This is a genomic window from Pseudoalteromonas sp. NZS127_1 (assembly GCF_015864295.1).
GTDB lineage: Bacteria > Pseudomonadota > Gammaproteobacteria > Enterobacterales > Alteromonadaceae > Pseudoalteromonas > Pseudoalteromonas arctica.
Map to the genome: position 1 here is coordinate 132,353 of NZ_JADYXO010000010.1, position 15,165 is coordinate 147,517.

The 15,165-nt window shown below is 38.7% G+C and carries 17 protein-coding genes; 11 read left to right on the forward strand and 6 right to left on the reverse strand.

The window, feature by feature from the left end:
• Positions 1-40: 40 nt before the first annotated feature.
• The 5 genes from I6F50_RS11170 to I6F50_RS11190 all read right to left on the reverse strand — a co-directional run bounded on the left by I6F50_RS11170 (position 41) and on the right by I6F50_RS11190 (position 4,276).
• Positions 41-1,090, reverse strand: coding sequence for a DUF2955 domain-containing protein (locus I6F50_RS11170; RefSeq protein WP_007583570.1), 1,050 nt, complete (start codon positions 1,088-1,090; stop codon positions 41-43).
• Between the two features lie 10 nt (positions 1,091-1,100).
• The gene (locus tag I6F50_RS11175; RefSeq protein WP_121953524.1) at positions 1,101-2,165 is read right to left on the reverse strand and encodes an HlyD family secretion protein; all 1,065 of its coding nucleotides are present in this window, start codon (positions 2,163-2,165) and stop codon (positions 1,101-1,103) included.
• Positions 2,166-2,173: 8 nt separating this feature from the next.
• Entirely contained in the window at positions 2,174-2,641 is a 468-nt protein-coding gene (locus I6F50_RS11180; RefSeq protein ID WP_007583567.1) for a MarR family transcriptional regulator, read from the reverse strand.
• A gap of 134 nt (positions 2,642-2,775) precedes the next feature.
• Entirely contained in the window at positions 2,776-3,660 is an 885-nt protein-coding gene (locus tag I6F50_RS11185; protein ID WP_024592422.1) for a spermidine synthase, read from the reverse strand.
• The gene (locus I6F50_RS11190; RefSeq protein WP_007583564.1) at positions 3,653-4,276 is read right to left on the reverse strand and encodes a fused MFS/spermidine synthase; all 624 of its coding nucleotides are present in this window, start codon (positions 4,274-4,276) and stop codon (positions 3,653-3,655) included. Before I6F50_RS11190 ends, I6F50_RS11185 begins: the two co-directional genes overlap by 8 nt.
• Before the next feature lie 635 nt (positions 4,277-4,911).
• Between I6F50_RS11190 and I6F50_RS11195 the strand changes: the two genes are divergently transcribed.
• The 11 genes from I6F50_RS11195 (at position 4,912) to I6F50_RS11245 (ending at position 13,389) form a co-directional block, all read left to right on the forward strand.
• Positions 4,912-5,565, forward strand: a complete 654-nt coding sequence (locus I6F50_RS11195; RefSeq protein WP_033026818.1) for a thermostable hemolysin — start codon at positions 4,912-4,914, stop codon at positions 5,563-5,565.
• The gene (locus I6F50_RS11200) at positions 5,562-7,031 is read left to right on the forward strand and encodes an AMP-binding protein (RefSeq protein ID WP_197141698.1); all 1,470 of its coding nucleotides are present in this window, start codon (positions 5,562-5,564) and stop codon (positions 7,029-7,031) included. Before I6F50_RS11195 ends, I6F50_RS11200 begins: the two co-directional genes overlap by 4 nt.
• Positions 7,024-7,713, forward strand: a complete 690-nt coding sequence (locus tag I6F50_RS11205; RefSeq protein WP_166377543.1) for a TenA family transcriptional regulator — start codon at positions 7,024-7,026, stop codon at positions 7,711-7,713. The genes I6F50_RS11200 and I6F50_RS11205 overlap by 8 nt, the downstream gene beginning before the upstream one ends.
• Positions 7,710-8,480: an SDR family oxidoreductase gene (locus I6F50_RS11210; RefSeq protein ID WP_165740509.1), complete on the forward strand. Its 771-nt coding sequence runs from the start codon at positions 7,710-7,712 to the stop codon at positions 8,478-8,480. The genes I6F50_RS11205 and I6F50_RS11210 overlap by 4 nt, the downstream gene beginning before the upstream one ends.
• A 23-nt stretch (positions 8,481-8,503) precedes the next feature.
• Entirely contained in the window at positions 8,504-9,151 is a 648-nt protein-coding gene (locus I6F50_RS11215) for a hypothetical protein (protein ID WP_165740510.1), read from the forward strand.
• Between the two features lie 7 nt (positions 9,152-9,158).
• Positions 9,159-9,818 carry a response regulator transcription factor gene (locus I6F50_RS11220; RefSeq protein ID WP_165740511.1) on the forward strand — a complete coding sequence of 220 codons (660 nt, stop codon included), beginning with the start codon at positions 9,159-9,161 and terminating at the stop codon, positions 9,816-9,818.
• Positions 9,819-9,844: 26 nt separating this feature from the next.
• Positions 9,845-11,158, forward strand: coding sequence for an ATP-binding protein (locus I6F50_RS11225; RefSeq protein WP_165728802.1), 1,314 nt, complete (start codon positions 9,845-9,847; stop codon positions 11,156-11,158).
• Positions 11,151-11,504 carry a cupredoxin domain-containing protein gene (locus tag I6F50_RS11230; protein WP_024591521.1) on the forward strand — a complete coding sequence of 118 codons (354 nt, stop codon included), beginning with the start codon at positions 11,151-11,153 and terminating at the stop codon, positions 11,502-11,504. Before I6F50_RS11225 ends, I6F50_RS11230 begins: the two co-directional genes overlap by 8 nt.
• Positions 11,491-12,231 (forward strand): iron transporter, encoded by a 741-nt coding sequence (locus tag I6F50_RS11235; protein ID WP_197176236.1) that lies wholly within the window; start codon positions 11,491-11,493, stop codon positions 12,229-12,231. Before I6F50_RS11230 ends, I6F50_RS11235 begins: the two co-directional genes overlap by 14 nt.
• Positions 12,228-12,944 carry a hypothetical protein gene (locus tag I6F50_RS11240; protein WP_165740513.1) on the forward strand — a complete coding sequence of 239 codons (717 nt, stop codon included), beginning with the start codon at positions 12,228-12,230 and terminating at the stop codon, positions 12,942-12,944. Before I6F50_RS11235 ends, I6F50_RS11240 begins: the two co-directional genes overlap by 4 nt.
• Before the next feature lie 235 nt (positions 12,945-13,179).
• Positions 13,180-13,389 (forward strand): cold-shock protein, encoded by a 210-nt coding sequence (locus I6F50_RS11245; protein WP_002959120.1) that lies wholly within the window; start codon positions 13,180-13,182, stop codon positions 13,387-13,389.
• An 844-nt stretch (positions 13,390-14,233) separates the two neighbouring features.
• Here the strand turns inward: I6F50_RS11245 and I6F50_RS11250 are convergent.
• Positions 14,234-14,944: a transporter substrate-binding domain-containing protein gene (locus I6F50_RS11250; RefSeq protein WP_197176238.1), complete on the reverse strand. Its 711-nt coding sequence runs from the start codon at positions 14,942-14,944 to the stop codon at positions 14,234-14,236.
• Between the last annotated feature and the right edge of the window lie 221 nt (positions 14,945-15,165).

Consider the following 15,165-nt stretch of genomic DNA (forward strand, 5'->3'; position numbering starts at 1 on the left):
GCTGCAATTGCAGCCTTTAGTTTTATAAAACAAGATTTACCTAATCAAAAGTATGATGGCGAGTTACACTAAACCGATTAAGTATATGGTGCATAATATACACAACGCACAGACTTAATATTATAGCCACCGATACCGAGCTAAACCGGTACATTGCGCTATAAACAAGATCTTGGCCTGGTCCGAGTGAGTTCCCAAATAAAATACCAAACGTAGTCAACACACCAAAACCAATACCAGGTATGCCTCCGCCTAAAATATGAAAACGCGCAAAAAGAAACGAAAGTATCCATAAAATAGCCATCGGAAAAAGTAAAAAATCAGAGTGACTATACAAAAATAGTTGCGATAGTAACGCTGCATTACACCCTATAAGCGTTCCAATTGCTCGCTGCCAACCAGCCATACCTGCGGCTTTCCAGCATAATGAAAACAAAATAAGCACAGAAGCTGCCTGCGCAGATATTGAGTCTTGTAAATCAAGAACCTGAAAAACCACAAAAGAGAGCGTAGCCACGGTTGAGCATAACAATACCTCATGGCGAATACTTTCTTTTGCTTTAGCTGGCATTACTCGCCCGGGCCTTGCGGTTACATCAGGAAATAGGCCATGCATTAATGCTCCAATAACAACGGTTAAAAATATAGCCAAACCATTAGTTAAAATTAACGGATAAATACTACTTCCTTCATCAACATAGCTCGAAAAATGCAGCTGAATAGAAAGGCTTATCACGCCTAAAGCGCCAAATAAAAAGGCACTACCGCTACTCATTTGGTAAAATAAAAAGCAAAAAACACCAAACACTAATAATGTCATAACGACTGGTAAGTGAGAAAACAATCCCTGCATTATCAGCACTATAAGCGCGCTAAATGCAGCAGATGCTATAAATTGATTTATAAGCCCACGACTTAACGTAGGTACCATGCCCAATATCAACATAGGATAAACGGTAAAAAATATACCATTAGGCCAGTTCATTAATTTACTAATAGTAAAGCCAAGGGTGCATCCACCTGCAATGCGTAGTGCTTGGCGAAGGCCATTAGAGTCTAATTGTGGGCCTTGGCTAACAATTTGAGTCATAAAGTCTCCATTAATAAATGTAGTGTAACCAGCTAATAAACCTAATTTGTGCAGAGCCAAACCATTGCCCAATTGTCGATTCTGGTAATAATTGTACTGTTGCACGTGACCCGCTCGGCATGTTTGCTATTAAGTCTTGATGATTTACGAGCTTTAAATGAATGCGTTGACGCTGTGCATCGCGTACCCAACGATTGCTGGTTTCTGTTGTACTTAGTAAACCATTTGCACTAAGTTGACCGTTGCTAACACCTGCTTCAAATGTTTCTAGTATTGCGTCGTAAACTTCACCTGGGCGGCTATCAAATACTACGCGCGCTTGAGTGCCTTGCTTCATATTTGAGAGTGACTTTTCTCTAAAGTCGGCAACTAAATCGGCTTTTTTAGCGACAATAGCTAATAATGGGCTACCTGCAACAGCATACGCGCCGTCTAATAACTGTAAGTTAGCAACTACGCCGTCACTTAGTGCACGTACTTGCGTGTAGGATAAATTTAACTCAGCCTGCGCTAACTGGTTAGCAGCATGACGCATAGCTAAGTTTTTATTACCTGAGTCACCTCTAGCTAAAACTGCTTCAGCTAACTGCGCTTCTAGAGCCGCAACATTTGCTTTACTGGCTTCAAAGTTAGCACGAATGCTTTCAAGCTCTTGCTCCGATATAGACTTTTGAGTATAGAGTTTTTCGCCTCTGCTTTTTAATAGCTTTTGCTCATGCTGCTTAGCATTTGCAGCACTAATTTGTGCTTCAAGGGCTTTAACATTGGTATCAAGACGCTTATTTTGTAATTTGGCATCATCAAGCGCGAGTTGAGCTTGCTCTTTGGCTAAATTATATGGGCCTTCATCGATACTAAATAATATATCGCCCGCTTTAACTGGTTGGTTATTATTAACTTGCACACTAGTGACTCGGCCACTAATTTGCGGTGATATTTGCACAACAGGGTGGTATACACGTGCCTGTGGTGTCACAGGTAAAACCATATCGGCCACTAAATAGTAAATAAATACTAAGATAAACCCTATGAGAGAAAACCTTACATAGCGTGCAAACTTTTGATCCGGTGTCATTTTTAGCCTTACTTATTAACTTGAATACATTTAAGGGCGTTTTGCTCTATTTTGATCAAACCAAATGCAATGGCATCTAGCTGCTCAACAGATAAACCGCTGTATAACTGATTTTTTATATCGGAAATGGTCTCTTGCAATGAATGTAAAATGGCATCACTTTGCTCAGTAAAATAGAGTCTTTTACTGCGCTTATCATGTTTGTCTACACGGCGAACGATTAACGATTGCTCCTCTAATTGCTTAAGCGTGCGAGTCAGTGAAGGCATTTCTATCCCTAAGCTATTAGCAAGTTCAAGTTGTGTTAGTCCCTCACCACGCATATTTATATGCATTAGTGCAGTCCAGCGCGACTGAGTAAGCCCCAAAGGCTCAACAGCAATGGTTACTGCTTCGCGGCATAAGCGATGAACTCGGCCCATATTACCGATAACGGTTAAATCGAGCGTCTCGTGAAAAGGTTTTTGTGTAGGCATAGCCATCCCAACATAGTTAGCAAGCTAACTATTTTATCATTACTTAGCAAGCTAAGTAAATATGCGTAAGTGCGAGAAGTGGCAAAATATTTGCTAAACCTCACCTGTAAAAAAATGGTGAGGTTTAGGGAGTTTTAAAAGTTAAGTAAATTAGCTGGGGAGTATTGATCGGTAAGTACTTTTGTATCTGCAGGCCAATCTTGGCCGTCTTTAGTAAAGTGCATAAGTTGGCTAATCGCTTTTATATCTACACCGTATTTTACTAATTTAGGGGCGAGAGCATTAACACGCGTGTTAATTTGCGCTTCGCTCGGTATTGATTTAAGTCCCGCTAAAATAATACGGTTGCTGCGATTTTCGCGGCTTACATTTATAAAGTCGCCAAATACAGCGTGGTAAGTTGCCGACTCATGCTCATAAAGTTTACTACTTGAAAACGTATTTGCGGCAATAACGCCACCATCGGCTAATACGCTTTGTACTTCTTCAAAAAACTCTTTAGTGAGCAAATGCTCCGGAATATAGTCACCGTTAAACGCATCCAAAATAATCCAATCGTACTTTTGCTTTTTAATAGCGGCGCGCTTTATAAAAATACGGCCATCTTGCACGCTTGATGTCACTAAGTCGTTTTCTATAAAGTTAAAGTAATCGCGTGCAACTTTAGTTACTGCAGGATCTATTTCAACATTATGAATATTTGCAGTGGGGTATAGCTCATGAATAACATTAGAAAGCGTACCGCCACCTAATCCTATAATAAGTACACTTTTAGGGTTGTCGGTTACTAAAAGGCTCGCAAACGTCAATTTTGTGTAATTAAAAACAAGTTTGTCGGGATTGCTTTTATACATGCAACTTTGGCTTGTTTGGCTACTTTTAGTATTAAATTTAAGGCAACGTAAGTCGCTCGTTTCTTCAACAATAATATTGCGATAAAGCGAGCGTTCTTCATGAATAACCTTACTAAACGCAGAACCTGAAAACACAATTAATGGCAGTAGCAAATATTTAAGCATGAGCAAGCCCCTTATTATTAACCAAGGTATTAATAACAATCGCGACTAAACCCAGTGCCCCAAGTGTTAAAGCAAAGGCGCTAATAATTGTATTTACGTCAAACGCGAGCACAAAGTAAAACGAGGTAATAATAGTACCCAGGGCACTGCCAAGCGTACTTACAAAGTATAAACGCCCAGCAACTTGGCCGCTTTTATCGCTATCTGTTACCAGTAAGCGCACAGAGTAGGGCGAGATCATGCCTAAAATAACGGTAGGTATAAAAAATAAAGCAGTTGACGCTAAGAGTGAGCCGTAGCGGCTATCTTCAATATGGGTAAATATAAATTCCATTATAGGCTGCGAAAATAATGTAATAGGAACAACCATAATGCTGGCAATTAAAAATATTAAACCATATTTGGTAAGGGATGCATTTTTAGTGCTGAGTTTACCACCAAGTAAATACCCAAAAGATAAACTAAGCATAAACACAGTAATTATACTGCCCCAAATATGCACGCTACTGCCAAAAAAGGGGGCAAGAATCCTCCCACCTAAAAGCTCAATGCCCATTATGCAAAAGCCGCTGCAAAAAGCTAAAAAGTAAATTAACGCGTTTGTTTTTATGCTCATGTAATTATCGTTATGTAACTTAAGTAGAACACTATACTAACGTGATGCATACAAAGCTGCTAGGGCCTGTTGACCTTTCAGGATTAAAAATTGTTCTATCTAGGGGCGATTTAATCGCGGCGCGAGGTTTGTAACCTAGTGGGCTCGGTAACTGCTCCTGCGTTACCCTACTGGCTTACATCCATGTAAGAATAAGTAAAAACCGAGCAAAGCTTCCGCGTCCTGCTCACGCCCCTTACCTACATCCATGCAGGCAACAAAGAGTTAATCGTCCCTAGAAAGAACCCAGAGGGCAGCGCATGTTTGGTATTTATGCTGCGTTATCGCCCATTAATGGGGAATAACCACACTACATAGGCTCTGCCTTGCCTAAAAACCAAACATGCTGCTGCAAATTTAACCTCGAAAGATAAATAGGCCCTAGGGTAATAATTAACCTAAGTTTAATTTAAAAAAGAAGTTTTGTTATAGCAATTTGTTAGTTAGTTGAATTCTGATCTATTTAGCTTGCCTAGGCCCTCGCGATTTAATACTTAAGACGCTTTTTCATTTAAATTAAATTTCTTAAGTTTTCTTTAAGTTTCACTCGTTAAGTTTAAACCCTGAAATATAAACAGGTTTAAATGAGCGAGCTTATGCAATTAGCCCACACTTCTACATCATTAGATTTAACACAAAATAACAGTCAGTTTATTAGTGCTCGTATTGATGATGTGCATCGAAAAAATCTCGAAAATACAGTGAAAGAAGGTTTTTTAGTTGCGTATAACGCTAAGCTTACTTCTTTTATGCCACTACTTTGCCAATACGTTACCGAGCAAGGAAAGTGCACGTTAGGGCTAAGGCAAGCAACTTCGCCATTGTTTATTGAGCAATATTTAGCATCACCCGTTGAAGATTTTTTAGATGAAAGTATTTCTCGCAATAAAATTTTTGAACTTGGTAATCTCTGCTCTACAAATCGAAGAGCAACACTTGCACATTTTATTATTGTTAACGAAGCTCTGCAAAGTGTGGGGGCAAAACATTTAGTGTTTTGTGCAACCAACAAAGTGCGTGCTTTATTGCGCTTACTTGGTGTTACGTGTACCGAAATTGCACTTGCGAGCAGTTTTGTAGTTGAGAACCCATTAAAGTGGGGCAGCTATTACGCCAACCAACCAACAGTATGCATTGTGAGCCTAGAGCAAGCTCACCAACAAGTATTAAATACCCCAATGCTTTATAGTTTGATGCAGCAAAACCACTCAAATATCAATTCTTTGGTAAACGCATTGGTGAATGTATGAACTACTATAATACTCATTCAGTATCGCCATTAATTATTGCCCATAATAAAGATCTAACACGTGAAATTAACGGTGATGAGTTTAACCAGCAAATACAAAAAGTAGTAAAAATACTACAAAGCTTTAACGGCAAATGTGTCGCTTATAAGCTCGATAATACGCCAGCTTGGCTTGTTATTGATGCCGCTACTGCGGTTTCTAATAAAGTGGCTGTGCCAATTGCTCACTTTTTTAGTGAACAACAAACTCAATATGTACTAGCGCAATGCGGCGCTAATGTATTTATGAGCGACACGCTAAACCCTTTATTTGGGGAGCCGACCGCATCAATCAATTTATTTGAGTGTTACACATTATATATTTACGAAATTGTTGCAGCTAAACCCGTCAGTTATTTTCCAGAAACTCAAAAAGTAACGTTTACATCAGGCTCTACTGGACAACCAAAAGGCGTGTGTTTATCTGCAAAGAGCCAAATGCAGGTAGCTCAATCTCTGTGCGATAAAATTAATATTAAAAAGCCTGTGCATTTATGTTTATTGCCGCTTGCTGTGTTACTTGAAAATATAGCCGGTGTATATGCGCCTTTAAAAAGTGGCGGTACAGTGCATTTAATGCCGTTAAATGAATTAGGCTTTATTGGAACAGCATTAAAACAGCCCGCACAACTTATTGCTGCTATTGATAAAGTTAAGCCAAATACGCTTATTTTAGTGCCAGAACTATTAGCATGCTTAGTTGCTTTTGCAGAAGATGGATGGCAACCGCCTAGTTCGTTACAGTTTCTTGCTGTGGGTGGTGCGCTTGTCAGCGAAATGCTAATAGTTAAAGCGCGTAGCTTAAACTTACCAGTGTACCAAGGTTATGGGCTTTCTGAGGCGGCATCTGTCGTTAGTTTAAATACACCCACAAACGATAACCTCCACAGTGCCGGCTCTGTGTTACCTCATATTCAAACTAAAATTGAAAATGGTCAGCTTTTTATAAAAGGCGATTTGTTTTTAGGTTACTTAAACCATCAACCTCACAACAAAAACCACTGGTATGCAACCGGCGATCTGGTCGATCAGCATCAAAACACCTTATTTATTAAAGGCCGATTAAAAAACCTAATTATTACCAGTATGGGGCGCAACATTAGTGCCGAGTGGCCTGAGTCACTATTACTAAGTCAAAGCGGTATTTTACAAGCGGTTGTATTTGGTGAGGGGCAACCTTTTCTGAGTGCCATTATTTACGCCGATACAAAGCTAAGTAACCCAGTGTTAGAGCAATACATTAACGCAATTAATAAACAACTACCCGACTATGCACGAATTCAAAAATGGCATCGTTTAACTGCCCCATTAAGTGTGCAACAAGGATTATTAACAACAAATAATCGTCCAAAACGAGATGCCATAAGTAAGCAGTACCATGCTGTGTTTGAGCAATTTTACCGACTTGGAGAAGTAATTAATGAGTGATTTTTTTAACACCCTTAAAGAGCAAACTAAACAAGAACAAAACTATCTGCTTGCAGCGCCTATTATCCAGCGTGTTTTTAAAGGCGAAGCATCACTTGAAGAATACGCCTCGTTTTTAGCACAAGCGTATCACCATGTTAAACACACAGTGCCATTAATGATGTCGGTTGGTGCACGATTAACCGACAATCAAGAATGGCTGCGCGAAGCCATCGCAGAATACATTGAAGAAGAGATTGGTCATCAAGAGTGGGTACTTAATGATATTGCAGCCTGTGGTTTTGACAAAGAGATAGTGCGGTGTAGTCAGCCGCAATACGCTACCGAAATGATGGTGTCGTATGCGTACGACTCCATTGCACGTAAAAATCCGTTGAGCTTTTTTGGCATGGTGCATGTGCTTGAAGGCACTTCTATAGCGCTTGCTGATGGCGCGGCTTCAAACATTGCAAATGCTGTGGACTTACCTAAAAAAGCATTTAGTTATTTAACCTCTCACGGCGCGCTTGATATAGAGCATGTAAAGTTTTTTGAAAACCTAATGAACCAAATAACAGATGAGGCGGATCAAGAAGCCATACTTCATGGTGCAAAGCGCTTTTATCGTTTATACGGCGATATATTTCGTGGACTCGATGATGAACCGTTTTTTAAAGCAAGTGCACAAGGCAAATCGGCATGAGCAGCTCTTTATGTGTGCTAACTGGTGCAACAGGCGGAATAGGGCAAGCAATTGCTAAAGCCCTATATGCAAAAGGGTGGACGTTACTGCTTGTAGGGCGTAATACGCAAGCTCTTGAAAAACTGAGCCGTGAATGCCCAGACAGTGAAACATTTACTGGCGATTTAACCGACGATACAACACGCATTAACTTAGCCATAAAAGCCAAGCAACTCGGTGGCGTTAAATTACTTATTAATAACGCTGGCGTAAATACGATGCAAAGCCTTGAGCACACAAGTAATGAGCAAATAGATAATATGCTGACTACTAATTTGTCGGTACCTATTAAATTATGCCAACTATTTTTAGGGCAGTTACAATATACCAAAGGCACCATTGTTAACGTGGGATCATCGTTTGGCAGTATTGGTTACCCGTTTCAAACACTTTATTGCGCCAGTAAATTTGGTTTACGTGGTTTTACAGAAGCGTTATCGCGTGAGTTGAATGGTTCAGGCGTTAAAGTGACCTATTTAGCACCAAGAGCAACAGATACCTCTATTAATAGCAGTAAAGCGCGGGCAATGAATAAAGAGCTCGGTAATAAAATGGACTCGCCAGAATTAGTTGCTCAAGAGTTATTAGCACTTATAAGTTCGAACCAAACAAGGCGCTTTATTGGTTTTCCTGAAAAATTATTTGCACGCATAAATGGCGCATTCCCAAGCGTTGTTGATAACGCTATTGCAAAACAACTTCCTAAAATCAAACGCTTTTTAAGTTAACAAACACATACAAGGGCAAAATTATGTATAAATTTACACTCGCATTATATTTAATATTAACGGCTGTATTTACGACCGCAGTACAGGCAGATGAAGCGCAAGACTTAACCTCAATTCAACAAAAGTGGGCAATTGCCAACTACGAACTTGAAGACGATGCGCAAATAGACGCGTTTACGCAACTAAGTGAGCAAAGCGCGTTATTTGTTAAAAACTACCCAAGCTCAGCACAAACACATATTTGGAATGGAATTGTGTTAGCTAGCTTTGCAGGTGCAAAAGGGGGCTTGGGTGCACTTGGTTTGGCAAAAGAGGCAAAAGTGTCACTTGAAAATGCACTCTCAATAGATGGCACTGCATTAAATGGCTCAGCTTACGCAAGCCTTGCAACGCTTTACAGTAAAGTACCTGGTTGGCCAATTGGTTTTGGTGATGACGACAAAGCTGAAAAATTATTTAAACAAGCGCTCGCTTTTAATCTCGAAGGCATTGATACTAATTACTTATACGGTGAATATTTGTATGACGAAGGCGATTATAAACAAGCTAAAGCACGACTACTTGTAGCACAAGCTGCGGGCATTCGTGATACTCGTGCAAAAGCAGATGAATATCGCCAACAAGCAATAAGCCAGCTATTGGTAAAAGTAGATAAAAAACTAAAAAGATAAACACATAATGCATTTATTACTCGTTGAGGATGATCATTTAGTGGCGCAAGGGCTTATTCGCTCTTTGCGTCAAGAGGGCTACAGTGTAGAGCATAGTGGCACAGTTAAGCATGCCTTAGAGTGCCTTTCTAGTGGTGAAATTGAGCTTGTTATTCTCGATTTAGGATTACCTGACGGCGATGGCTCGCAAGTTTTAAAGCATATTAAAGCGCAAAAAAAAGTAATACCGGTGGTTATTTTAACTGCTCGCGGCAGTATTGATGACAAAGTCCAAGGGCTTGACATGGGCGCTGACGATTACCTTGCAAAGCCGTTTGACCCCGCTGAGCTATTTGCCCGTTTACGTGTAGCAAGTCGGCGCATTAACCAAACACAATCAAGCTTATTGCGCTGTGGTGATGTAGTAATGGATACATCTGCTCATACAGTTACACAAAGTGGGCAGTCACTTACACTACCGCGGAAAGAATACATGCTTTTAAAAGCGCTGATGGAAAATCAGGGAAGGGTGCAATCAAAACAACAACTCGAAAATAAACTTTACCAATGGGGTGAAGAAGTTGGCTCTAATGCCATAGAGGTCCATATTCATCATCTTCGTAAAAAATTCCCTAGCGATTTTATTAAAACCTTACGTGGCATTGGCTACGTAGTTGGTAAGCGTTAGGGTGTGTTTATCTTTCGAGGTTGAAAATGTCTATTCGTAAACGCCTGACCTTAATTTTACTTTCAATGATGGTGCTAACTTGCTTTTTAGCATTAGTAAAAGGCTATCAAAAAAGCATGCACCACGGCGAAAACTTGCTTGATAATGAACTTAAAATAGTGGCTGGCGTTTTAATTGAGCAACCATTGGTACTAAGCACAGATGCAGTACAAGTAAGTAATAATAGCGCTCAGTTGTTGTATCAAATTTGGCAAAATAATAATTTACTTAGTGGCTCATCGAGTTTAACGAATAACCAAATTAGTTTTAGCGAGGGCTTTCAAACAGCCAATGTAGCAGGGCAGCGTATGCGGGTATTTGTGATGAGTAAAAACACCCGTAAAGTCATTGTTGCTGAACCTATGGCAAAGCGTTTTGAATTAGCTGAAGCCGTTATTTTATCTGCAATGTTACCTATGCTATGGGCAGTCCCTCTGCTTGCTATTTTTATTAGCTTTTTTGTTAAATACGCATTAGCCCCTCTTACCCGATTATCTAAGCAGTTGGCGTCTCGCCAAGCTAACGACTTTACGCCAATTAACTGGCAAGTAACCGACGAAGAAATTAAACCGGTTATTAATCGTTTAAACGACTTATTTAAACGCGTAGAAACCGCTTACTTACGAGAGCGCTTTTTTGCCTCAGATGCAGCTCACGAATTACGTACCCCGCTCAGTAGCTTAAAAATTAATGTACATAATTTGGCTAATAAACAAAGTAATCTGCAAGACCATCAAGAATTACAAGCCATGTCGCAGGGCATTAACCGCTTAAGTAATATTGTTGAACAAATGCTAATTTTAGGGCGCACCCAGCCTGAGCAATGGCAGAAGCAGTTTAGCGAGCAATCATTGCTAACCATTACCCAACAAGCCGTGTCGGAGCAATACGATAAAATAGACGAAAAAAACCAAACGATTAGCCTCGAAGGCGATGATTTTGTAATTAATGGTGATGAGTTTACATTAACGACCCTTATCTCTAACTTGCTCAGTAATGCGATTAAATACACACCTAGTAACGGTCAAATTATAATTAAATTAGCATCAAGTAATAATGACTATAGTTGGCAAATTGATGATTCTGGTGCGGGGATGACTGAAGAGCAAAAAGACCGAATATTTAATCGCTTTTATCGCGTAGGTGGCGATCAACATCCATCAGGCGAGCAAGGTGCCGGTTTAGGTATGGCGATTGTTCAACACATTATTGCTATTTATGACGCAAAAATTCATTTAGCGAATAGCTCTTTAGGTGGATTAACCGTTAAGGTTACTTTTACAGGAGTAAAAAGTGACTAAACGTTTATTCAATCAATGTCTTTGTTGTTTGCTATTTTTGTCGTTTAACGCGGCGAGTAAAGAGTACCTTATTATTTTAAAAGATCATTTGTTTTATCCCTCGCAAATAATTATTCCCGCAAATAAAAAAGTAAAACTATTGATAGAAAACCAAGACAGCACACCAGAAGAGTTTGATAGCTTTGATCTAAACAGAGAAAAAGTACTCTACCCAAATCGTAAAAGCATTATTTATATAGGACCGCTAAGTAAAGGGCATTACGAGTTTTTTGGTGAGTTTTCGCCAAATACAGCAAGGGGCGTTGTTATAGTTAGCGATGAAGGGGCGCAGCATGCTAATAACTAGTTTAGTCATGAGCCTTAACCAATTACTACCTGTGGCTATTTTATTAGTATTACTACAAGTAGTTAAAAAACAGAGCTCTTTGCGAATATATTCTGCTTTATTAATAGGCGCGGTAATGTCGTTTTTGTACATGCAAAGTGCGTCGTGGGTGAGCCAGTGGTTTGAACACCAAGGGTTAGAGTACTCACAAATAGGGCTATGTATCACTATATTTATTGCTGTATTGGTATTTGCACTAAAGCAAAAGTCAGCGGCATTTTATATCGCAGTTATAAGCACAATAACGCTCTATTTAAGCCATTATATTATTTACCTCACCAGTTTTTGGCAAAATAGTGATGCAGGGCAAAGCTTATTTATTGGCACTTTATTAGGTGTTGGAATTTGTTTAAGTTTTAGCGTATTGCTGTACTTTTTAATGAATGCAATTAAGCACCGTTTTGGTATGTACCCGCTTTTTATTTTGCTTGCTTTTAACAGCGCGGCTAAGTTATTAGTTGCATTGGATTTGGCAAGCCAAATAGATTTAATTACAAACACCTCAACAGTGTGGGATTTACGCTATGTATTAAGCGAAAACTCTGAGCTAGGCCGCGTACTGCGTGCTCTTGTTGGTTACGAGGCCACTCCTGATTTAATGAGTGTACTTATATATAGTACAAGCAGCGTGTTATTTTTATTACTTTGTTATGTTATTCCGGCTTCAATAACTAAGGAACGTGTATGAAAGCACTCAACCTATATTTAGCGCTTAGTTTTACCGCTCTTTGTTTGTTGGTATTCTCAATCCAAGCAAAGGCTGATGGTATTGTTGTTGATAAGGTATATCACCCCTATGTTTTGCCTTTTGAGCGTGAATTTGAGTGGCGATTAGTGTCGCACCAAACAGATAGTGGCAACATACTAGCGCAGCGTTTGGGTGGTGGCGGTGCTATTAACGATACAATGGCACTCGAAGGCTATTTAGTTGGTGAGCGAGACGATAACGGCGACTTTGGATTAGAAGCTTATGAGCTTGAGCTACGTTGGCAATTAATTGAACAAGGTAAATTATGGGCTGATTGGGGCGCGTTATTTGAGCTTGAAAAAAAACATAACGAAGATGTGTATGAGGCAACCTCGGGTTTTGTGATCGAAAAAGAATTTGGAAAAACAAGTCTTACGCTAAATGCTTTTTTGGTTTATGAGTGGGGGCAAGACATTAAAAACGAATGGGAAAGTGAGTTTAGAGCACAATATCGCTATCGATATCGCTCTGCTTTCCAGCCTTCTATAGAGGTTTACCTAGGTGAAGACTTTATTGGTATAGGGCCTGGCTTTATAGGTTTACAGCGCTTTGATGGGCAAAAGCAATTAAAATGGGAAGCGGGTTTCATCACTGAGATAAGCCAATCAGAAAAAAACCATAGTTTTAGGCTCGCATTAGAATTTGAATTTTAATAACCAATGATAGCTGTTTTGGTTGTTTATCATTCTGATTATAGATAGGTACTTGACATATTATTTAAACTCTATATAGTGGGCCGCAGCTAGAAAGAAAGCATGTAAGCTATAAATCTCCATTTCGATATAAGTAATACTTGTAGTACCGTCCTGAAGTTTTTAAAGTACCATCTCATTTTTTGCTACACCCGCTCTTATGAGCATATTTTTATTTTTATTTCAGGATATTACAATGTCTAACATCGTATCAGGTACAGTTAAGTGGTTTAACGAGTCTAAAGGTTTTGGTTTCATCGAGCAAGAAAATGGCCCAGACGTTTTCGCACATTTCTCAGCAATCAAAAGCGAAGGTTTCAAAACTTTAGCTGAAGGCCAACGTGTAGAGTTTACTCTTTCACAAGGTCAAAAAGGTCCACAAGCTGATAACATCACAGCTGTATAATTTTACTTTTTAAGTAAAATGAAAAAAAAGCGCTTAAGGCGCTTTTTTTGTGTCTGAAATTTGACTCAAACCAAGCAACGTCCATTATCAATGTAAATTAACTAAATGATATTGCTATTATTAAGCCCCTCCTAATATTTATTTTTCTATTCTTCTAAGTCATTGCGCTAATGCAAGTGAGTTTAAGCTTGTAATTTATACCGAACATTTCTCCCTTATAATTTCAAAACAACAAATTCAAAACGATAAAGACCAGCTTGTTAGTAGTACTCTCAATATTGTAAAAGGTATTTGCACAGCTATTGATATAACCTGCGAGTTTAAATTGCTACTTTGGAAGCGTGCTTATAACTTAGTTTAAAAGCCCCTTACTTTGGCATTGTTTCAATAATTAAAAACATCGAACGTGACCCTCTATTTAATTGGGGTCAGCCGCTAGCATCTAGTAAAACCTTCTTTTATAAGCTCAAAGCTAATAAGCAAGTTATACCAATTCCATTAAGTATGCGGTCTAAATTTTAAGCCGAAAAAAAATTCAGTTCTAGGCGTATATAAAATTGGTTTTAAAGCGGGCGAAAACAATATATGGATTTATTTTTAAAAAGAAAAATAGATCTAATTTCGGGCTCATAATGACAATAATGCATCAGCTGGAACCTTTGACTATAAAGTGGGGAAGGTGCTGAAAGGCTGTAAAAATTATATCTTTGTGCGCTTGCTAGCAATTGCATCGCATTTAATAAGTAAGTAGTTGTGCGTGTCATAAAGCGATTTAACAAAGAATATAAAAAGTTAAAAATGAAAGATGATTTTGCCGCCTATAAGCATACTTACCTTCAATGATTTATCTTTCATAAGGCAGCCCTTTATTTTGCTTTATTTTTAAAAATGCAGCTTGCAGTGCTTCTATTAAATGCATATCTGTTTTTTTATTCGCAGCTAAATAAGCATCAATTGTTAGCTCATCTATTTTATAAATAAACTTTAAGTGTGCTGGTTCAAGCTTTAAATAGTCGCTCATCTGCTGCATATATAAAGGATCGTCTACAATTAAATCTACTTTTTTAGCTAATAGTAAAGAGTATGATTTTTGAATATCAGAGGTTAAAACAACTTCAAATCCAAGTTTCGTGAGGGTTTGTGTTGAAAAGTCATTGCGTTGCATTGCAATTTTATACACTTTTGCTTGTTCAGTATTATTTATAATAAGATCATCACGCTCTGATAGGCCGATAAAGCCTAGTTCAAAACGTCCGACAGGTCCTATCCAATAAAATTTATTTTCTCGCTCTACAGTGCGTGCAAGGCTGTATATAAAGGTGTTTTTTAACTCATCTGCAATTTTATAAGCACGTGCCCAAGGATACATTTGAATGTTAGGTGTGAGATCAGCCTCAGCAAATATATCTCTAATAAACTGAGTACCTTCACCTGCTACCTCGCCATTAATCAATACTTGGTTTGGTGGTGCTAACTCTGTAACAACAAGCAGGACTTCCTTTGCTTGAACATACACAGAGCAAATTAAAAAAAGAGAATAAAGAATATATTTCACAATAGCGAATCGTCATTCGGTTAGCTTAAGTAATAATAAGTGTGGCTGAAAATATGAAAAACACAAAAATTATTTATGTGAACTTGTTACTAAGATATTGGTTTATTTGAGTTATGTATAACTATAAAGGGGGCTAGATAGATAAGTGGCTTGGGGTTTGAAGTAGTTGAGGCTAAAAATTAAGGCCTAAAACGATAAAAGGGCCTTGCGGCCCTTGGTGA